Annotated in this window: 16 protein-coding genes; 5 read left to right on the top strand and 11 right to left on the bottom strand. The window is 42.9% G+C overall.

Annotated features, from left to right (window positions below; translation table 11 throughout):
• Nucleotides 1–39: 39 nt before the first annotated feature.
• Together T3H97_RS05585 and T3H97_RS05580 are read right to left on the bottom strand one after the other, a co-directional pair.
• Nucleotides 40–1,809, bottom strand: coding sequence for an acid phosphatase (locus T3H97_RS05585; RefSeq protein ID WP_328802784.1), 1,770 nt, complete (start codon nt 1,807–1,809; stop codon nt 40–42).
• A 209-nt stretch (nt 1,810–2,018) separates the two neighbouring features.
• Nucleotides 2,019–4,010, bottom strand: a complete 1,992-nt coding sequence (locus T3H97_RS05580; RefSeq protein WP_328801934.1) for a copper amine oxidase N-terminal domain-containing protein — start codon at nt 4,008–4,010, stop codon at nt 2,019–2,021.
• A 355-nt stretch (nt 4,011–4,365) separates the two neighbouring features.
• Here T3H97_RS05580 and T3H97_RS05575 point away from each other — a divergent pair, with 355 nt between their 5' ends.
• Nucleotides 4,366–5,634, top strand: a complete 1,269-nt coding sequence (locus T3H97_RS05575; RefSeq protein ID WP_328801933.1) for an MFS transporter — start codon at nt 4,366–4,368, stop codon at nt 5,632–5,634.
• A gap of 102 nt (nt 5,635–5,736) precedes the next feature.
• Here T3H97_RS05575 and T3H97_RS05570 read toward each other — a convergent pair whose 3' ends face one another.
• Complete coding sequence (locus T3H97_RS05570; protein WP_328801932.1) at nt 5,737–6,651, bottom strand: EcsC family protein; 915 nt, start codon at nt 6,649–6,651, stop codon at nt 5,737–5,739.
• A 133-nt stretch (nt 6,652–6,784) separates the two neighbouring features.
• On the opposite strand from T3H97_RS05570, the gene T3H97_RS05565 reads away from it, so the two are divergent.
• Complete coding sequence (locus tag T3H97_RS05565) at nt 6,785–7,261, top strand: GNAT family N-acetyltransferase (protein WP_190299507.1); 477 nt, start codon at nt 6,785–6,787, stop codon at nt 7,259–7,261.
• A gap of 65 nt (nt 7,262–7,326) precedes the next feature.
• Here the strand turns inward: T3H97_RS05565 and T3H97_RS05560 are convergent, their stop codons facing one another.
• Nucleotides 7,327–7,752, bottom strand: coding sequence for an Lrp/AsnC family transcriptional regulator (locus tag T3H97_RS05560; protein ID WP_328801931.1), 426 nt, complete (start codon nt 7,750–7,752; stop codon nt 7,327–7,329).
• A gap of 158 nt (nt 7,753–7,910) precedes the next feature.
• On the opposite strand from T3H97_RS05560, the gene T3H97_RS05555 reads away from it, so the two are divergent.
• Together T3H97_RS05555 and T3H97_RS05550 are read left to right on the top strand one after the other, a co-directional pair.
• Nucleotides 7,911–8,663: an MBL fold metallo-hydrolase gene (locus T3H97_RS05555; RefSeq protein ID WP_328801930.1), complete on the top strand. Its 753-nt coding sequence runs from the start codon at nt 7,911–7,913 to the stop codon at nt 8,661–8,663.
• A gap of 76 nt (nt 8,664–8,739) precedes the next feature.
• Nucleotides 8,740–9,639 (top strand): SDR family oxidoreductase, encoded by a 900-nt coding sequence (locus tag T3H97_RS05550; RefSeq protein ID WP_328801929.1) that lies wholly within the window; start codon nt 8,740–8,742, stop codon nt 9,637–9,639.
• Nucleotides 9,640–9,744: 105 nt separating this feature from the next.
• Here T3H97_RS05550 and mmsB read toward each other — a convergent pair whose 3' ends face one another.
• From mmsB to T3H97_RS05520, 6 genes are all read right to left on the bottom strand, one after another.
• The gene (gene mmsB / locus T3H97_RS05545; protein ID WP_328801928.1) at nt 9,745–10,908 is read right to left on the bottom strand and encodes a multiple monosaccharide ABC transporter permease; all 1,164 of its coding nucleotides are present in this window, start codon (nt 10,906–10,908) and stop codon (nt 9,745–9,747) included.
• Nucleotides 10,892–12,442 carry a multiple monosaccharide ABC transporter ATP-binding protein gene (mmsA, locus tag T3H97_RS05540; RefSeq protein ID WP_328801927.1) on the bottom strand — a complete coding sequence of 517 codons (1,551 nt, stop codon included), beginning with the start codon at nt 12,440–12,442 and terminating at the stop codon, nt 10,892–10,894. Before mmsA ends, mmsB begins: the two co-directional genes overlap by 17 nt.
• Nucleotides 12,443–12,474: 32 nt before the next feature.
• A complete protein-coding gene (chvE, locus tag T3H97_RS05535; protein ID WP_025722459.1) occupies nt 12,475–13,560 on the bottom strand; it encodes a multiple monosaccharide ABC transporter substrate-binding protein in 1,086 nt (361 codons plus the stop codon).
• Nucleotides 13,561–14,063: 503 nt separating this feature from the next.
• Complete coding sequence (locus tag T3H97_RS05530) at nt 14,064–16,133, bottom strand: UvrD-helicase domain-containing protein (protein WP_328801926.1); 2,070 nt, start codon at nt 16,131–16,133, stop codon at nt 14,064–14,066.
• Nucleotides 16,118–18,217: an ATP-dependent nuclease gene (locus T3H97_RS05525; RefSeq protein WP_328801925.1), complete on the bottom strand. Its 2,100-nt coding sequence runs from the start codon at nt 18,215–18,217 to the stop codon at nt 16,118–16,120. The genes T3H97_RS05530 and T3H97_RS05525 overlap by 16 nt, the downstream gene beginning before the upstream one ends.
• 259 nt (nt 18,218–18,476) lie before the next feature.
• Complete coding sequence (locus T3H97_RS05520; protein WP_328801924.1) at nt 18,477–18,977, bottom strand: hypothetical protein; 501 nt, start codon at nt 18,975–18,977, stop codon at nt 18,477–18,479.
• Between the two features lie 352 nt (nt 18,978–19,329).
• On the opposite strand from T3H97_RS05520, the gene T3H97_RS05515 reads away from it, so the two are divergent.
• Nucleotides 19,330–19,677, top strand: coding sequence for a helix-turn-helix domain-containing protein (locus tag T3H97_RS05515; RefSeq protein ID WP_023987345.1), 348 nt, complete (start codon nt 19,330–19,332; stop codon nt 19,675–19,677).
• 42 nt (nt 19,678–19,719) lie between these two features.
• Here T3H97_RS05515 and hcp read toward each other — a convergent pair whose 3' ends face one another.
• Nucleotides 19,720–21,012 carry a hydroxylamine reductase gene (gene hcp, locus T3H97_RS05510; protein WP_028543172.1) on the bottom strand — a complete coding sequence of 431 codons (1,293 nt, stop codon included), beginning with the start codon at nt 21,010–21,012 and terminating at the stop codon, nt 19,720–19,722.
• Nucleotides 21,013–21,102: the final 90 nt, after the last annotated feature.

Here is a 21,102-nt window from a genome sequence, read left to right as displayed (position 1 = left end):
AGGTGCACTTCAATTGTTATATAGCGAGCTAATTATGTTTTACTTAGTGACTTTCAACTGAGCACTGTCAGCTGTATAGATAACCTTCACTTTATAATTGCTTGGTAAACCTACCGTTTCAATCGAAGAAAATGCTCCATTCCGTTTACCATAAGTTAAGATCGTAGCACCATTAGCCGGTACATATTTGTTAGAAAAATTCAGACGTAATTTTCCGCTGAGTATGGCTGTTCCCTTCATTTTGAGCACATCATTTTTACTGCGCAGGTTAAGCTCAAGTGTTCCCTTGGCAGATTGTCTGTAATTACCGCCAATAATCAGCTTTCCAGAAGCATTTTTAAGAAGAGTTCCCCCGTTATTCGTAATTCCACCACTTCCGAAAGCCGTTTCCGTAGTTCCCTCCAGAGTACCTTGGTCGATCTGTGTACCGCCGGAATACGTATTGTTGCCCATTAGCTTCAACGTACCTGTTCCCTTTTTAGTCAGCTTTCCAACACCAGTGATATTGTTGCGCCAGCGATCCAATGCATTGAAACCGCCTTTGGAAGCGTCCATATTCACCGTCACATTATTGGTGAAAGCACCGTAGCCATCCGCGGCGGAAAACAGGTTCAATCGTCCCCATCCCTCAGCATCATCAAGTACAGGATAGCCGGAAGGAATCCCCGTGGTAGCCAAAACCCAACGACGTTGTGTGCTATCCAGGTAAGGCAAGCGTGTCTCCAATAGTACCTCAGCTCCCTTAGGCACTGTCATTGGCGTGGTAGTTGGATTAACCTGACTGAATCCGTATGTTAATCGTTGATTATAATTTTTTTTGTTCGTGGCATAATTGCTGAACCGATCTGGAGCTGAACCCTTTTGGGACAGCAGTTGTTTGCGAGCATCCTGATAAGCCGCTTTCTTCAAGCTGCTATTGGCCGGATCAGACAGGATAGCAGCAGCCATCGCCGTTGCCATGACACGCCCTCCCATAACATCAAGCGGGGAATGCATACCGGCAACAACACGGTTATTGCCCAGCTCTGAAGCTCGCGTCAGCAGTTCTTGATAACGCTCCGGCACGGCATAGGCCATAGCAATAGAACTGAGATACGCAGCATTGGTATGACCGCTAGGAAAACCGCCATCGCTAGTAGCATCGGCTTTGAGAGCGGGAATAAGGCTCGGAACAACTACTGAGTTATCGCTCCAGCGAAACGGGCGAGGATAGCTAAAGTAAGACTTAGCCGGGTTCGTCGTAGAGTATTCTCCACGCAAGGTATTTACCAGATTTACGATGTTGCCGAGATTGGAGCTTGTACTCCCAGCATTCGTTCCCTCATCTTCGTATTTCTTAGTCAAGGCATCTGCCGGAATATCGTTGATCGTTGTCGTGGCACCTGCATTCTTACGATATACATCAGTGAGCGAACCCAGCCCGTCGATCACACTGTAGCTCTGGTTTCTGCGATCATCCAAATAAGCCGCATCGGCCTCACTGGAAGTGCGCCGGGCAGCTATATCAATCACCTTTTGAATATTGGCGTCCAGCACGCTGCTGTTTAGCTTGGTACCTGTATCCCAGGTAGCGCCGGGAGTCCAAAGCTTATTAAATTCGGAGAGCAACCCGAGGGTCGGATTAGAGCTTTCCGTCTTATTTGCAGAACTATTATTTTTATAATGATCTACGAAATATCCCCACGACGGTTCTGTTGGAGTTACCGTTGTTGGTAGAGTTGCCGCACTCGCATAACTTCCACCCAGGGAACCTAGAAGTAGTGGTAAAGATAGTAGTGCAACTGATAATGGTTTCCTTAGCGATTTCATTCTCAAATCAGATCCTCTCTTCTCTTGTGCTCTTCATACTTTCTCTACGGAGCTATTATCTATATAACAAGATGTATGACATAAAGAATCATATCTTAAGTTTGTTAAATCAAGAGCTTAGTTTTGTTAAATGAAAAAAAGGCATCCCAAGAGCCGTATATACGACTCTGAAGACACCTCGTTCAAACCGTTATAGAAAAAACACTACCCTACAGCCATACTTCTATGACTTTGCCATTCACGAAAGCTACCGCCTTGAAATAAAGACTACGGTTGCCGTATACCCAGGCTTCGACTTGAGTTCCGTTTGAAGCAGCCCCCTTTTCTCTGACTGTTGGGTTTCCCCATGCGAACTGCACCTGTGTCGTATTCATGCCCAAACTTACCTCATTATTTTTAATCTTGTTCCAGATGGCTTGCGACCATTGGTATTTCTTGTACGGATCGTAAGTCAGAAATTGATCGGAGTCAGACAGCATCTGTGGAATGCGTGAAGCTCCGATGATGGAAAACGTGTCATAAGTTTCGCCATTGGCCCCCTGGAAAATAACTTCGTAAGATTTAACACCGTTCGGGTCCGTGCTGACTTCGATATCTTTAACTGTTACCTTGCCAAATCGCTCTCCAGCGTTATAGAAGTTATTGACCCAATAGGTTCTGCCAATTAATTTGGACAGACTACCCAGATCAATGGCTCTGATAATTTTAGCCGTTTCCGGCGTCTCAATGACCAACTTGGTAGCGCCCACAGATAATTCGCCTTGCTGACGGTCACGATTCCATTTGAATCCGCCCAACTTCAGATCGGTCAGTAATGTTCCCGGGAATACAACCTGTCCGTTAACCGTTTGAACCTTGCCCTTCAGTGCAACAGGTTTACCATTCACTATCGCGGTGGAACTCCCTTTTTGGAGTACGATATTGTTTTTACCCAGCTTGATCGTAAAGGCCTGGTTTGCCACGGTAACAGATCCACCCAGCGTCTTGAACACAGACTGCACAGGCAAATACACACTCCCGTTCAGTATAGCCGCCCCGGTCAAGGTTTGGTCAGACGATACCTTTAGTGTAAAAGAAGAGGGTATACCTTCGTTCCGCAGAGATACGGCTGTGCTGCCAATGCCCCGTACTTTGAGTTTGCCTGAGCCGTTCTGCTGTAGCTCGGCAACCTGGGGCTTCTCTACTTCAATTTCACTAGCTTCGGGATGCCGTGTGAGTCGATAGCCATTGGAATACGTCTCCTGTACATTCAATTGAATACTGTCACCGATCGCAGCCTCTTTGGAGGTCGTCAACAAGGACATACCCGTTAATGTAGGCAAGCTCAGCGCAGTCGTGATCCCATCCTTATAGCCGACCCAAGAGCCATCCTTTAATTGTGCAAAAAGCTCGTCAGGCGAATCAACCAACCGTGCAACATTAGATAACCCGCTAAGCTGCACAGCTGGATATTTCTTCATTCGGTCATAGCTCCATACAGTCCCATCATGATGTACAGTAATCAAGACATGTGTACCTTTTTTCCATAAAATCGAAGCAATATCACTTCCCACTTCGCGCGGTGGTTCATTCGTCAGCATATCCAGCATCGTGACATGACCATCTTCCTTAAGCACTGCAGCATACGCCGTACTCATTTTGATGTCCAACGCATGGTCTACATGTCCAATCTTACGAGGCTTTGACTCTTCGTATCCAGTGGAGTACCATACATCACCTGACTGAGTAAGAACGGTAAAGTAAGTACTCACTCTATCACCGTCGATTGCATTAGATATCCCCTCGACCTGCCCTCTTCCCCAAGAGACCGTTCCATCGGTTTTAATAGCTAAACCCTCACCTGTGATCTCTTTTACTCCTGAGGATTGAGCCGTCACTTTTGGGTCGGAATTATCATCCCAGATGGCTACCTTCCCGTCCTCAGTCCAACCATAATAACCTTGACTCTTGTCTTTACTGCCTGTTATGCCCTTCAAATTCAATTTCTCAATAACCGGGCCATCTATACTCTTTCTCCATAAAGAACCGTCATCCAGTATGTAGTTATTCCGGTCGATCACGTCTATAATTTTAGCGTTTTTCCAAGTGTTGTTCGTCGTTACAATTGCCGCTACTGCTGTTTCTCCAGTGTTTAACGTAGTTCCCACCACCGCTCCACATACTATGGATACTGCCAGCAAAATCTTCGTTGCTATTCTCATCGTGGTTCCCCTTTTCTATCTCTATTTCCATATCAGTAACTTGCATAATTCCATTCCCAACGCTCAAAAGTACAATATATAGACGAACTGGATCGCTTCGATCTCTATATTGCTGATTTGAAAGCCTCTTGGGATTGATACAAAATACTCACATATATATCGGTTTTGAGGATGGTAAATGTTTGAATTTAGATATGCCATTTTAGTAATTCTAACTAAATGGAGCAATAAAGAGTATCCAGCAGGATGGGCAAGCAGTAATGAGTAAAGGTGGCCTTTATCCCACTTTCAGCCATTTGCTGCAAACGGATCGCTTCCTATATCTTAAAATATACATACATATTCGGAGGTTGCCATGACTAGTAAATCTGCTACAAAAAATGAAACGGGCCAATCGCTCCCCCTCCCGGGTCCACAAGCGAAAGGCACCGTTTTTGCGATACTGATTGCGATCAGTTTCGTCCATCTGTTCAATGACTCGATTCAATCGGTCATTCCAGCGATCTTTCCGATCTTAAAGGAATCTATGAGCCTGAACTACACGCAGATCGGCTGGATTTCATTCGCGATCAATTTTACAGCTTCAATCATGCAGCCTGTGATTGGCTTGTTTTCAGACAAACGCCCTACGCCCGCTATCCTTCCCATCGGCATGGGCTTTACGCTGACTGGCATGCTGTTGCTCGCCTATGCTGCCGATTATAAAGCGGTGCTGATCGCAGTCATCTTTGTGGGCCTGGGTTCGGCTGCCTTTCACCCTGAAGGCTCACGCGTATCCCATATGGCGGCCGGGCCGCGTCGGGGATTGGCACAATCCATTTTTCAAGTTGGCGGCAATGCGGGCCAATCGCTGGCGCCGATGCTCACGAGCTGGATTTTTATCCCGTTAGGACAATTTGGCGCGATCTGGTTCACAGGTATTGCGGCAGCGGGAATTGTGGTGCAATCGTTCATCGCCCGCTGGTACGGTAACGTCCTACGTACAGAAGGCATTGCGCGCAAAAAAGCGGTGGCACGCCGCATGAAGCCCGAAGTGCGTAACCGCGTTATGTTTGCCATGATTGTCCTCATTCTACTGGTATTCGTCCGTTCGTGGTACTCGACCTCGATCGGAAGCTACTATTCGTTTTACCTGATGGAAGTATTTAAAATGCCATTGGCTGATGCACAGCTGTACATTTTCCTGTTCCTCGGAGCTGGAGCGCTGGGCACCTTCTTTGGCGGTCCGCTGGCGGACCGTTTTGGTAAACGCAATATGATTTTTCTGTCCATGGTATTAGCTGCACCACTCGCGCTGGCACTACCTTATGCCAACCAATTCTGGACGGCAATCCTGCTGGCGATTATCGGATTTATTATGCTGTCTAGCTTTTCGGTCACAGTCGTATATGCACAGATGCTTGTGCCTGGTAAAATCGGGACCGTGTCCGGTCTCATTACGGGCCTGGCTTTTGGCCTTGGTGGTGTGGGCGCACTCGTGCTCGGCAACTGGATCGACAAAGTAGGCATCACCCACATCATGTTCCTATGTGGCTTTTTGCCACTGCTCGGCATCTTAACCTTCCTGCTTCCTACAGATAAAACCCTGAACCACTGGGCGGAAGAAAATGGAGCCGAAGTGTAACAGGCAAACGTGTGGCGGCCATCTTGGCCGCTGCACACCTTTATACCCAACTAACGTATTTCCTCACAAAAAAGAATATCCCCGCTTACACCAAAGTTGTAATCAATTCTCTACTTCTGCCAAACGCATCAAAATCCGACGCTTCCGATACAGCATTTTCCCTGCTTCAGCTACGTCACTAATAGCGCTTCGATTCGCAATGGAGCCAAACAAAATACCCGCAATCGGGACCATTTGAAGCAGCTTTTTCCATCCAAACTGATCACGATAGGTGTTAATGACCTCTCTCCATCCCTGCATCTGGGAAAAAACCTGTGCCTGACGTGAAGGATCATCGAACAAAGCCAACTCCTCTAATACAGCCTTTTTACCCACAATATCGGATGAAGCGAATTGCATACATTTAATAATAAAAATGCGTTCCTGCTTATCATGGGGATTAAAGCCATAGCACAAGGCTATTTCCTGAAGCACTTTGAGTGACAAGCCGAGCAAAAGAGGAATATCCGCCGCAATCGTAAACACACCGCCAATCCCCGTTGTTGCTCCCTGAGCAGTAGCAAAGGTAATGCGACCCGACGTCATATCGTCAGCAGTCCGATCCATGATTGTTAGCGGGAGCTTAGCCGCCTGCTTCAACTCCCACGTAGGTTCGGCACTATGTTCCGAATCAGCGTTTTCCCCGGCACGAGGCAGGTCCTGCGTATCCGAAGCGAAATCTGCACCATTTTGCTGAATTACATGTTCATGGGCCGTCTTTTTCAGCCTGTTCAGAACCGTTTCTTCCTTCACCAAATATTTGCCGCCGTTCTGAATGAAGCTGCCCATCTCGTTAAGCAGCTGCTCCAGCTTGTCTTTAATGACTTTGGGCGTCAGCCGATCCAGCAACATAAAAGGCCATCTGCCGATTTTTTCCCAGAAAAAAATGTCCTTCTGTTCCTTCTCCCATTTTTCAATATTCTTCAGCTCATGACGCAATACGTCCTGGCTTTCCCGATATTCTGTAAGCTGCTTCATAATCGTAGACGTCTCCTTTTGACTATGCTAGTTTATGTATGGGTAATACGTAAGCAAGGCGAGTTCAGGTTTCTTTTTTTAGCAAACTAGATGATATAGTAAGTTAACAATTCGTACAGATCGGAGTGTAATGATGAATAATGTAGAGCTTGTCCCTTACCATTGTGGGCATGATGCCATTTTACATACCTTCTACTTGCCTGAGGAGCAGAAGCAGTTTACTGGAATGCCGGATGAAATGCTGACACTGGCCAAGGAAGATCCGCACCGCCATCCTGTCGTGATTACGGCTACTAGAAGACCCGTTGGATTTTTCATTTTATACGATGGGGATGAATTAGCGGACTATACGAATACTTCTGAGGCACTGCTGCTGCGCGCGTTCTCTATTCATTACGCAGATCAGGGACAAGGATTCGCTAAGAAAGGGCTGCTTCTACTACCACAGTTCATCGCCAGACACTTCCCACATATTCGCGAGATTGTACTGGGCGTCAATGCCCGTAATCTATCTGCCCAAAGTCTGTATCGCAAATGCGGCTTTATCGATGAAGGCAACACTAAAATGGGACAACACGGCTTGCAGCATATTTTAAAAATGAGCCTATAACGTTGACCTCATAGCCCTCGCCCAAATAAAAAAGCTTTCGGCACAAACGCCGAAAGCTTTTATCGTTAAATCTCACCAATGGAAAAACTCAATTTGTAATTACCAAACTTCGTAAGCTCATCCAGCATGGTATTTAACTCTGCCTGTGATGACATGCGCAAGCGCATCCAATAACAGCCTTCCCCACTCACTCGATGGATTTCGACAATATAGGGATGCTCCCGTGCAAAAGCCTGGAAAGTACTGTGAGTTGTTCCTGAATTCAAAAAAACCGTAATAAAGGCATGAATCGTCTGCCCTATTTTTTCAGGGTTCCAGCGCAGTGTATAGCCCTCGATAATGCCCGCATCCTGCATTTTTCGAACACGCGCCCCTACTGCTTGGCCCGTCAAGTGAACAAGCTGACCGATCTCCTTGTGCGATAAAGAGCTGTCTTCAATTAAATGATGAAGAATGCGCAAATCGGTGTCATCAGGTACGAATAGTTCCATAGTTATTTTTCCTTTCATGATGAAACGATAATGCTGGTTTTCCTTTCAGCAGGCCGTAGCCTGTAGCTCCTTGCGTCAGATATGATTGTAACAGAAACAAAGAACCATCGAAAATACACCCTGTCAAAAAACATTCACTACCAAAGGAGCTTCCATAGATGAAAATCACACTAATCCGCAACGCAACCTTATGGATCGAATACGCTGGGGTAAAATTTCTGATTGATCCAATGTTGAGTGATGCTGGCGCAAATCCGCCGGTGCCCAATACGGAAAATGCCCGCCGTAATCCGCTGGTTCCCTTGCCGCCTCAGTGGCAGGCACTCGGACAGCCTGACGTTGTGATCGTCACACATTTGCATCCCGATCATTGGGACCCGGCAGCAGTACGCTGGTTGGACAAACAAATTCCCGTCTTCTGCCAGCCCGGAAATGAAGAACAAATTACTGTTGACGGTTTTACACGGGTTACTCCGATTTCGGTGGCTGGCTCCGTGGGAGAAATTGAGATCATCCGTACTACCGGGCATCACGGCACCGGAGAAATCGGGGAACAGATGGGACCCGTATCCGGCTTTGTGTTTCAGGCTCCAGATGAGCCTGTCGTCTATTTGGCCGGGGATACGATCTGGTGCAGTGAAGTCGCGGAAGCACTAGATAAATACCGTCCTGAGTGGACAATTGTGAACGCTGGAGGAGCACGGTTTACGATTGGTGATCCTATCATTATGACTGCCCAAGATGTAACAGCTGTTGCGCAGCATGCCTCTTATACACAAATCGTGGCTGTCCATATGGAAGCAATTAACCATTGTGTACTGACTCGCTCCGAGCTTACGGAACATATCAACCGTGAAGGTTTGAAGGAACGCGTCCATATTCCGGCAGATGGAGCGACGATTTCGGCATAAGGCGATAATCCAGAGTCACCGCTTGCGCCCATTTTGAATATATTGGATTTCAAAACGCTTAAAGAAGGGATTATCAATGAATTGGCAATATCCTTATTATGGTACAGAAACCCAATGTAAAGAAGTTCCGATAGCTTTTCCTCCCCAGCATCAGTATAGACAGCCGGGGTTGGAATACCTGATGGTTCCACGCCCTATTTATGATAATCCAAAGTATATCGGCACCGGAAAGCTTCTGGATCGGGTTGCTATTATTAGTGGTGGAGACAGCGGTATTGGTCGTGCGGTTGCTGTGGCTTTTGCCAAAGAAGGGGCCGATGTGGTCATTGCCTATCTCGATGAGCATCGAGATGCTATGGAAACCCGTGATGTCATTCACAGGCTTGGCAGACGTTGTTTGTTAATTCCCGGCGATCTAAGGCTAAAAATCAACTGCTGTCTGGTTGTTCAAAAAACGATGGACACCTTCGGTCGCATTGATATCCTCATTAATAACATGGGTGTTCAGTTTGTACGCGAATCGTATCTGGATATCAGCGAACAGCAGCTACGTGACACGTTTGACACGAATATAATTTCCTTCTTTCATATGACCACAGAAGCACTGCCATATATGCGTGCTGGGGCCAGCATCGTCAATACGGCATCGGTTACAGCCTATGTTGGGCAAAAGAACCTAATTGACTATTCAGCTAGCAAAGGAGCCATTGTCAGCTTTACCCGCGCTTTGGCTAATAATCTGGTTGATCAGGGTATTCGTGTGAATGCCATTGCTCCCGGTCCGATCTGGACTCCGCTGAATCCGGCCACACAGTCGCCTGAAGTCATTCGCACCTTTGGCACCAATACGCCGATGAAGCGTGCCGGGCAGCCTTATGAATTGGCCCCCGCCTATGTGCTGCTGGCTTCGGATGATGGTTCCTACATTACGGGCCAAACCCTGCATGTGAACGGCGGACAAATGGTGACGACTTAGTTGGGTTGGCTAATAGCAACAAGACCTAACAAGCAAGAAAACCTCCAGCATCCACATTTCTAGTGGAACTGGAGGTTTTCTTGTTTTACGATATCGAATCTGAGCTTAAGCTGATCTTTTGTTTTTGTTGTAAATATCGAAGGCAACTGCCAGCAGAAGTACTAAGCCCTTGATGCCTTGCTGCCAGTCAATACCCAGACCGATCAGAGACATACCGTTATTCAGTACGCCCATAACCAAACCACCGATAATGGCTCCAAAAACGGTTCCGATCCCGCCGGATGCCGAAGCACCGCCGATAAAGCAAGCTGCGATGGCATCCAGCTCAAAGTTCGTACCTGCTCTCGGCGTAGCCGCGTTCAGACGTGCAGCAAATATCAGACCGGAAATGGCGGCCAGCACGCCCATATTGACGAATACCCAGAACGTTACTTTTTTCGTTTTGACACCGGACAGACCCGCTGCCTTTTCATTTCCACCCAACGCATACACATGACGGCCCATAATCGTGCGGTTCATGACGAAGGAGTATACAACGATCAGTATGAACAGCAGCACGAGAATGTTAGGTATCCCCGCGTAGCTCGCGAGCATGAAGGTGAACAAATTGATGACAGCAGCTACCACAATCAACTTGAGTACAAATAAAGTCTGTGACGGAACCTCGAATCCATATTTAAGCTGAGAACGGCGTTCACGAATTTCGTTCACGATAAACCATACCGTGAGTGCAATGCCGACAATGATGGATACCAGGTTATACCCGGTAGATGAAAAATCCGGCAGGAAGCCTGAACTGATTTTCTGGAATCCCCCTGGAAATGGAGAGATAGATTGGCCTTCCAGCACGATCATTGTCAATCCGCGAAAGAGCAGCATTCCCGCCAATGTAACGATAAATGCCGGAATCCGTACATAAGCGACCCAGAACCCTTGCCATGCGCCGATTAACGCCCCGACCAGCAAAGATGCAATCACAGCGATCCATGCTGGAAGCTGCCAGTCGACCATCATTATGGCGGCAACCGCACCGACAAAAGCGGCTATGGAGCCGACGGACAAATCAATATGTCCAGTGATGATGACCAGCACCATCCCAATGGCCAGCACGAGAATATAGCTGTTTTGCAGAATCAGATTGGTAATATTAATCGGCTTCAACAGCAGGCCGCCCGTCAGCACCTCGAACAAAATCATAATGACGACCAGCGCAATCATCATGCCATATTGGCGGATGTTATTTTTAAATAGTTTAGTTATGCTTTCCATGCTTCACGCCTCCTGACTTGGTCATATATCTCATCAACGTTTCCTGCGACGCGTCCTCACGGCTAACCTCTCCAGTGATCCGTCCAGCATTCATGACATAAATCCGGTCACACAAGCCTAGTACCTCTGGCAGCTCGGACGAAATGACCAGCACTCCCTTGCCTTCAGCGGCAAGTCGATGAATAATCGTGTAAATTTCATATTTGGCGCCCACATCAATGCCGCGTGTCGGTTCATCCAGAATCAGAATATCCGGTCCGGCGAAAATCCATTTGCTCAGCACTACCTTCTGCTGATTGCCGCCACTCAGATTACCCGTTTTCTGTAAAATGCTCGGCGCTTTGATGTTCATGCTTTTTTTCATCTCCTCTGCAACGACGACTTCCTCCTGCTCATTGACGACAGCGCCCTTCGTCAGCTTGTTCAAGCCAGTCAGCGAAATATTACGCTTGATGTCATCCATCAGAATGAGGCCATACTCCTTGCGATCCTCTGTCACATAGGCAAAGCCGTTGTTGATCGCGTCCGTAACCGTGTTGTTCTGGATCGGCTTGCCGTCTTTAATCAGCTGACCGGAAATGTTGCGTCCATACGACTTGCCAAAGATACTCATCGCCAGCTCGGTTCGTCCCGCCCCCATCAGCCCGGCAATCCCGACAATTTCACCGCGACGGATGTTCAAATTCACCTGATCCAGCACCTTGCGGTCTGCATGATGCTCGTGATACACCGTCCAATCCTTCACTTCCAGAACGACTTTGCCAATCTCGGCATGACGCTCTGGATAACGGCTGGTCAGATCACGTCCAACCATCCCACTGATGATCCGATCCTCCGTGACCTCATCCTTTTTCATATCCAGTGTCTCAATCGTCTTCCCGTCCCGCAAAATCGTAATTGAATCCGACACCTTTGCGACTTCATTCAGCTTGTGGGAGATGAGAATGCAGGAAATGCCCTGTTTTTTAAATTCCAGCATCAAATTAAGCAGATTTTCACTATCATCCTCATTCAACGCCGCTGTCGGTTCATCGAGAATAAGCAGCTTCACCTTTTTAGAGAGCGCTTTCGCAATTTCGACTAGTTGTTGCTTCCCGACCCCGATGTTCGTAACTAATGTATTGGGATTCTCACTCAAACCGACCTTGGACAGCAGATCGCGTGTACCCACAAAAGTCTCTTTCCAATCAATCACACCGCCACTGGCGCGTTCGTTGCCCAGATAAATATTTTCCGCAATCGAGAGATACGGGATTAGCGCCAACTCCTGATGGATAATGACAATGCCCAATTCCTCGCTCTGCTTGATATCCTTGAACTCACACGTTTTGCCCTGGAAAACAATATCCCCTTCATAGGTTCCATGCGGATATACACCGCTTAGTACCTTCATCAGCGTCGATTTGCCCGCACCGTTCTCACCGCACAAGGAATGGATTTCGCCTTCCTTGACCTTGAGATTTACATTTTCCAATGCCTTCACGCCGGGAAAGGTTTTGGTAATTCCTTTCATTTCCAAAATGATTCCAGTCATGGGTTACGCTCCTTTCGGTTGGATTCTTACTCTTATTTCAATCCGATTTGCTCTTTGGTGTAATAGTGACTGCCGACAATATCCTTTTCCACATTCGTCCGATCCACCGAGATTGGATCAAGCAAGTAAGCAGGAATGACCTTTTTACCGTTGTTATAGGATTCGGTGTCATTCACTTCCGCTTGTTTGCCCTGTAAAATGCTGTTGGCCATTACGACCGTTTGCTCAGCCAGCTTGCGAGTATCCTTAAATACAGTTTGCGTCTGCTCCCCAGCCACAATGGACTTGATGGAAGCCAGCTCCGCATCCTGCCCTGTAATGATCGGCAGCGGCTTGTTCGCTGATCCATATCCGACCCCTTTTAGGGATGAAATGATACCGATACTAATTCCATCATAAGGGGATAGTACCGCGTCCAGATTAGCCCCCGAATAGTACGCACTCAGCAGATTATCCATTCTCGACTGGGCCAAAGCTCCGTCCCACCGCAGTGTAGCGATCTGCGCCATCGTCATCTGCTTGCTGCGCACGACCAGTTTGCCGGAATCCACGTACGGTTTAAGTACAGACATCGCACCATTAAAGAAGAAATAAGCGTTATTGTCATCCGGTGAACCACCGAACAGCTCGATATTGAAAGGGCCTTTGCCTTCCTTGAGTCCCAACTTTTTCTCAATATATGCCGCCTGTAGCACGCCCACCTTAAAGTTATCGAAGGTCGCATAATACGTCAGATACGGTGTGTTGCGAATCAGACGGTCGTAAGAAATGACCTGAATGCCTCGGTCGTGTGCCTTCTGAATCACATCCGTCAGCGTGTTTCCGTCGACCGAAGCGATCACCATAACATTGACACCCTTGGTGATCATATTTTCGATTTGGGAGATTTGGTTTTCCACCACGTCCTCGGCGTACTGTAAATCCGTTTTATAGCCTTGCTCCTGAAACAACCGGACCATATTCTCTCCGTCCCCTACCCAACGCTCGGACGATTTGGTGGGCATGGAAATGCCCACATAGCCTTTTTCCTTGCTACCCGTTCCACTCTCCGCCAGATTACAGGCCGAAAGCATCAGGGCCAAAACCAGAAGCCATACGACAACAGCTCCTTTTTTCATATGAAGTTCCCCTTTCCTCATGTGATGCGGGTCAATTTGAAGGTAAGGATTTTGTAAAATCCTCAGGTTAGTGCTGATTAGAGTCGAAATGAGATAGCGCTTACATAAGTGAGGCAGGAAGTGCCTCTCCTTTTTTTATGTGCAAACACATGGTATCATTCCAGGCCAGGAAAGGTCTTTGCTGGTTTTGAACTTTTTTTATAAAATTTTAACCTTTGTGATGGGGGAGGAGACGGGATTGGATTAAAAAAACACAAAAAAGCTTTGCCAGTTTGTAGCGCTGGCAAAGCTAATCAAAAACTCAACTCTGTACAAAAATATTAATTGGGTTCCCTATAAGATTTTTTTAAGATTCTAAATCGGAAATCAAAAAATTAATCAAATGGACTGATTATTATGATAAGTGTAACAATCCACCTTGTGTATTAAACTTCTATAGTTTCGAATATTTGTTGCTTTTTAAATCTTAGCAAGAATTTTGCACATGAAGTGTCCTTACTACGCTAATACAATTGGTCCTGTAGAACATTATAGTAAATAAAGCTTTCTTCGCCAAACAATAATTTAGCTCTATGAATGCTTTCTTCGGACAATTTAGATAGAACAACAATAGCCAAATTATATTTTGCACGTGAACATATCACATAAAATAAATTTTTAGTTTTGCTATATCTCTGATTTTGATCCTTATCGACCTCACTAAGATAACCATCCAAGCTATAACTGCTTTTCCAGTCATTATCGTTTATAAAGCATACCACATTATTAAACTCAGCACCTTTTGTTCCATGATTGGTGGAAAAAGGAGAAGAATCTTTTACTGTATAGTATAAACGTTGGAATTGGACATATTCCAAATTCATTAAATCGTAAAAAAACGAATCCTTCAATACCTCAAATTCATAGTATTTCTTTAGTTTTTGAGGGACTTCCAATAAATTATTCTGAATTACAAAGTTAAAAATTTCGCTAATTTTACTTTCAGCTGATTTTTGTATTAATTCATTCAGAAGACTATTTAAGTTTATTTTATCTTGTAATTTAGAAATTTTAAATGAAGTCTTACTCAAGAGTGACTGAATCTTGTTCTGTTGATACAGCTCAACCATTTCTTCAATAGCGAATAAAAAATTAGCAAACGGACAGTCTCTGTTATCTTTATTTTTCAAAATAAAGTCTTTCTTTTTCTCTCTTCTTCCTTCTGCTCGACCGTATATTGATAAATGATCAACAAAATACCTTTCCAACAAGCGACGATTAATTATAGGAAACGCTAATTCTAATCTATTTAATTCCTGAACATCATTTTCAAAAATTTCAAGAGCATTAAACTTTTTTGATTTTATTACTTTTTCATTTATTTCTTTTAGAAAGTTTTCGTCATTACTTGAAAGAATTCCGTTATTGAGTGAATTTTGTAATTCAGATGAAAGCATTCCATAAATCTCTTCTGCCACTTTATTTTTCAGACGAGCCTCTGGAAGAAGTCTATGAACAAAACTCTGTTTAATTTGCCCTACTTTAAAAGTTGCTTTATCATCCTCATCATACAATTCATGTAATTCTAAGTAGTTATTTTTCTTAGCAATTGCCTTAGTAACCAAATACAATTTTTTAATATTATACGGATCTGAAATCGAAAATTTGGATAAAAGATTATGATTAATAAAATCTTCTGTATCTAAATTCACATCGTCAACATAATAAAACAGACACTTTCCATTCTTTGAATCTCCTGCTTGCTTCTGCTCTAGTTGATCGTCTCTCAATTTATTAAGTAGATTAATTACTTCTTGAGAACATCTGAAATTTTCCGTTTTTTCAATTGTTTTTAATCCATAGAGTAGTGGGTCAATTTTACCTATACTTTTCTCATAAATCTGTTGGTGGTAGTCTCCAAATAATCCAAACAGTATGTTAGTGTCAACTTTCAGTTGGTCTAATAATACTTGAGCTGTATCTTCTTTAGTATCCTGATACTCATCAATAAAAATAACAGGATAAGTGTCCTGAATAAGTTTTTTGAGTACTTTATTCTGCTTAATAAGTTGATTAGCGATTTCAAGCATTACATCGTGAGATATAATACCCTTTTTATAATTAGCATTTTCTTTGTACTGTATTTTATCTGTTAGTTTACCTAAAGCTTCAATCCGCTCAAGATTTTTAATTTTAGCTTCTTCAGCCTTTTTATATGCTACACTCTTTACTTTGGAGGAGTTTAGCGTTTCATTACCTTTATCTATCCTATCTTGTAAATAAGCAATAAGTTTATCTTTCAACTCTCTATGGAATGGTTTGATAATTCCCCATAAAAAATCATGAATTGTTTTGACTTCTACTAATTCATTACCCTGGATTCTATCAATAATTTCTTCTTTGGCAACCCTTGTATAAGTGATACAAGCAATCCTCTTATTCGCCTTTCGATACTCGTTCGCTTTTTTACTAATAATATAATTCAATGCTTGTACCAGAGTCCATGTTTTACCACTTCCAGCTCCAGCTTCAATAATAAAACTTTCTTCTTGATCAATACATCTGTAAACCTGCTGTTCTACTTCGCCAACCATAACAGTCCCTCCTTAATATAGGATGGTACTTGCCAGCCTTTCAAATACATCAGATCAAAAGCAAAATTAGATTTTTTATCATATTTATCTATATATTCATAAATAGAGTAGGAATTATCGAATATTTCTTTATCATTAGTATATTTTTTAATTTTATTATATATACTACTTAATTCTCCTTTATTTTCTAAAATATACTTTGTATTTTCTATCAGAAAAGCTTCTTCAAATGTCCTTCCACACTTTATTCCAATCTTATGCTCATCTTGAGCATAATAATTTGTTTGATAAGCCACTCCCACATTTTCTTGAAACTTCTTTTCATTTGGCATTCCAATCAATTCCTTAATGAGTCTTGTTTGGGGTATCCAGTTTATGAGTGTAGGATTAGTGGTGATCAATTCATTTATCTCGTCACTCTTAATTTCATATTTACCAGGATATTTTCTAATTTCTCCATTAACATCTAATTTTTCATTTAATTTGCAACAATCAATATCGGTAATAATTAATGTTTTAACTCCTAGAAACTCTAAAAATTCTTTGAATTTATGCATATAAGCACCACTAACTTCTATTAAAGAAATATATTGTTCTTCCAAAATTTTAATTGGTACTTTTTTTCTTTGTAGTAAAGCAATTTCGTTATCAACTTCCTTTATGAATAGGGGCATAAGTAAACGTTCGCATAATCCCTCGACCATAATAATCTTGTCAGCAAAAAACATGTCACATTTTACCAACGTTATATATCTTTTCAAGAATTTAAGAGTATCTATATCATAACTATTTTCTTGATCATCTTGAACTGTAGTGTTCTCGGTGATTGTGAATTTCTTCATATCCTTAACTATTAATTGTTTATTGAACCGACAAAAATACCTTATGCTATCAAAAGAAGAGTTAGAAACAATATGAGATGAATGGGTAGTGATAATGACTTGGGCGTTAATTTCATTTTGATTTAAAAATACATTAATTCTTTGCACAAGTACACTTTGTAATTGTGGATGCATATGAGCTTCAGGCTCTTCTATAAAAATAAGATTTAAATCAGTGCCATTGTCTTTTATAGTAGATTTAAAACTAAGAATTTCTGAGATGATATAAATTAAATTACTATATCCTAAACCGTTATATTTTTCGGGAAGCAAATGCTCATTATCTTTATAGAATAATTTTATGCCAGTGAATAGATTACTAACTGTCACGTTAGACTTTAAAGTCAAAGTCGTATCATCTAAATTGGGATAACCAAATGTCGAATAAGAACGTATAAAATCTTCAAAAAAGGAACCTAATTTAATATCAATACCTTTATTAGCCTTGTATATTTCTTCATTTAATGATTCTATTTCTATTTCTGTCTGTTTATTGCTTGGGCTTTTATCTGATCTATTCTTATACTCCTTTTGAAAAACACTTGATAATTTAGAATTACTCCTAGAATTCCCATCATCTACTTCTCTTTGAGCAGCTATGAAACAAGTACCAAAAATTTTGTTTATATCAGTGGGACTAATTTTTTCTACTTCCACATCATCTGATACAGGTTTAATAGACAACTTAAAATATTTATTATAAAGGCCTTTAATATGACTAATGATATCTTTTTGTGAATTTTTCACATACTCTTTGTGTAAATATTCAAAAAATATATTTATTTGTTCCAATCCATATTTAAAAGAAATCTTCAAGCTATTTGATTCGTCCAATGTTGTCAACAAAGGCTTTATATTACTCCAATTATCTTGATCGGTGTACTCAACCGTCAAGATCAACTCAATAGAAGGAAGATCATCAACACATGTTTGAAAAAAATCTTCCTTTTTCTTCTCATCCTCCTTTGCTAAAAGATAATTTTGAAAAACACTTCTAAAGTTATTATGGCACTCAGAAGAAAAATCCTCCCATTCAAATTTTCTATCTTTCAGAAACCTTTCAAATACGTGTGTAAAAGAGGTCTTTCCAGAATTGTTTTTACCTACAATTAGAGTTGTGTTCATATCTATATGAACATTGTTGTCACCTGTAATATTTTTTAATAACCTATAATTCTTCACTTCGACGTCTTTTAATCTCATTGTCCATCCCCCTAAGTCCTAGGACCTACTTTTGTATAGAACCAGAAAAAAATAGCATTCTATACCTATAGACAATAGTACCATGGAATGTTAATAGATACCAAAAAAAATATACTTTCCCTATGACTAAGAAGCTTATATGCTAACTAATTTTTTATGCTTATGTATACTTTAAGTAATATTGAGAAAGTCAATATTGTATGCCAGCAATAAGATCATGGGGAAAAGTAGATGATGTGACCAACAATAAAATAACGATTTAATTGAACGAATTTTCTTTATAAATAGATGGATACCGCTTAGACGGATCAGCTACGATCCGCTGTGACAGAGACTCTAGAATAGAGTCCGTTTTATAAAGCAACTTGTCTACTTCCTCCTGTCTCATCGTCTCCTCGGATGCTTCATCCTCTCCCGAAACCAGATAATGTACCGTACCGATAAACAGGACCATATCTAAATTGGGCTCAGCATCTGTGTGAATTAAAGGGAATAGGTCAGTCATGGATCGAATGTACGATGGAATGATTTGGTTTCGATGAACATACATGGCCTTAGCCATAGAAAACATCGCTCGATCACAAAGAATGAGGCAGTTTTGAAACTGATTATGGTCACGCATCATCTGTGCAAGCTTGATCTGGTATTCGGCAAGCTTTTGAAAATCCATCATGCAATTGAATATGTAGGTGTCGCTGTACTTAGGCAATTTGAAATCAGAATCACTATGTAGTTGGGGACTTAAGGAGTAATGTTTCATGGGGAATCAACTCCTGAATTAAAATTTCATAAATAAGGGTTTTGCAAAATCCTGAAACAATGTGAGCAACGTAGCACAATTATGTAACCATCAAGATGTATAATTTTCTAGCTACCGGACAAGCTTCATAATAAATATTACTATATAGTAGTTTTTAATTCAATTTACTTACTAACACTTATTAATTAGATGTAACTCTTTCTCTACACTTCTAACTAGAGGATTTTGCAAAATCCAACAAGCGACTTCCAATAATAATATATAGGTCGAGATGATCTAGTTCCTCTATATATTGCACTTTGGAGCGATTGGAATCGATTTTGTAGAACCCTTACTATAGAGAGGTGTATTCATGTCAGAACTTTTGGAATTAGTCGGTACACGTATTCGAGATATTCGAAAGTCTAAAGGGCTTTCCCAAGAAGCTTTAGCCGAAAAAGCAGGATTCAATTCGAGTTATATTGGATTCATTGAGCGAGCGGAGAGAAATATATCTTTGAAAAATCTGGAGAAAATAGCGAAGGCATTGAACGTGGGCGTCTATCAGTTGCTTACATATGTGAAGGACAATGATGAGCTTACCGAAGAAGATTCGAGTATAAAAACCATTTTGACTCTCCTAAGAACTCGTGAATCCAAAGATACTGAGCTGGCATTAAAGATTCTTACGGACATCTTTATAAGAATCGATGAACGATGAAACAAAAAAAGGAACTGCGCTTTGCAGTTCCCCACCAACCTCTTACGACAACGCCAACATCGCTTTCATATCTTCCTCTGCGGTAGTAATTAGCTTCAAGCCAAACATCTCCACCAGTACATCCAGCACGCCAGAAGAAATGAACTCAGGCGGCTTCGGTCCAATGCGAATATCCTGGATGCCAAGGCTGAACAAGCCTAGCAGGATGGCGACCGCTTTTTGCTCAAACCAGGACAGTACAATGCTGACAGGTAGCTCGTTCACCGTACAACCGAAAGCATCCGCTAATGCCAGAGCGATTTTCACAGTAGAACCCGAATTGTTGCATTGCCCCAAATCAATATAACGCGGAATGCCGGTATCTCCAACGGTGCCATAATCCACGTCATTAAAGCGGAATTTACCACAGGACGTGGTCAGAATGACCGTATCATTCGGCAAGGATGTAGCTAGCTCGCGATAATAGTTGCCGCCTTTGCCCGGTGCGTCGCAGCCTGCAATAACGAAGAAACGGCGGATATGTCCGTCTTTAACGGCCTGAATAATCTCAGGAGCCAGCCCGATGACCGTCTCGTGATGGTATCCCGTCGTAAGCACCTGCTCCGAATCTACATCTGCGGCTGGCAGTGCTAAAGCACGCTCGATCAATGGTGAAAAGTCGTCGTCCATGATCTTGGCTACTCCCTCCAGCCCGGCTACTTCATAAGAGAAGAAGCGGTCTGCATACGTGCCTTTAATCGGCATAACACAATTCGTCGTGGCGAGAATCGCACCCGGGAACTCCTCGAACAGTCTACGCTGATCGTACCAGGCCTTACCGATATTCCCTTTGAGATGTGCATATTTCTTCAATGCTGGATAACCGTGAGCAGGCAGCATTTCTGAGTGGGTATAGATGTTGATGCCCTTACCCTCCGTCTGGCGCAGTAATTCCTCCAGCGCATACAGATTATGCCCGGTCACGACGATGCATTGGCCTTCGATTTTATTTTGGCTGACAGTAATCGGCTGCGGAATGCCAAAACGATCCGTATGCGCACGATCCAGCACATCCATGATCCGTACAGCTGCATTTCCGACCTTCATCGCCATTTCCAAATGCTCTTGTACATTAAAGTTAGAATTGGTTAAGGTCATATATAACGCTTCATGCGTGATGCGATCTACCTCAGGATCGGTATAGCCCAACTGACGAGCATGTGTCGCATAGGCAGCAATCCCTTTTAATGCAAAAATCATCGTATCCTGCAAGCTCGCTATCGTCTCATCCTTCCCGCACACCCCAACTACTTTACACCCGCCACTCGGCGTCTGTTCACACTGATAACAAAACATATCGTTTTCCTCCAAATATTGATAGATATTTATTCGTTATCCCCAGCGTAACAAACCCCTGAATGCGTAGGTGTGATTACACACACATTT

It is taken from the genome of Paenibacillus sp. LX16 (assembly GCF_036252815.1).
Lineage (GTDB): Bacteria > Bacillota > Bacilli > Paenibacillales > Paenibacillaceae > Paenibacillus > Paenibacillus polymyxa_B.
Note: the sequence above shows the minus strand (reverse complement) of the source record. Positions and strands in the feature narration are given on the sequence as shown.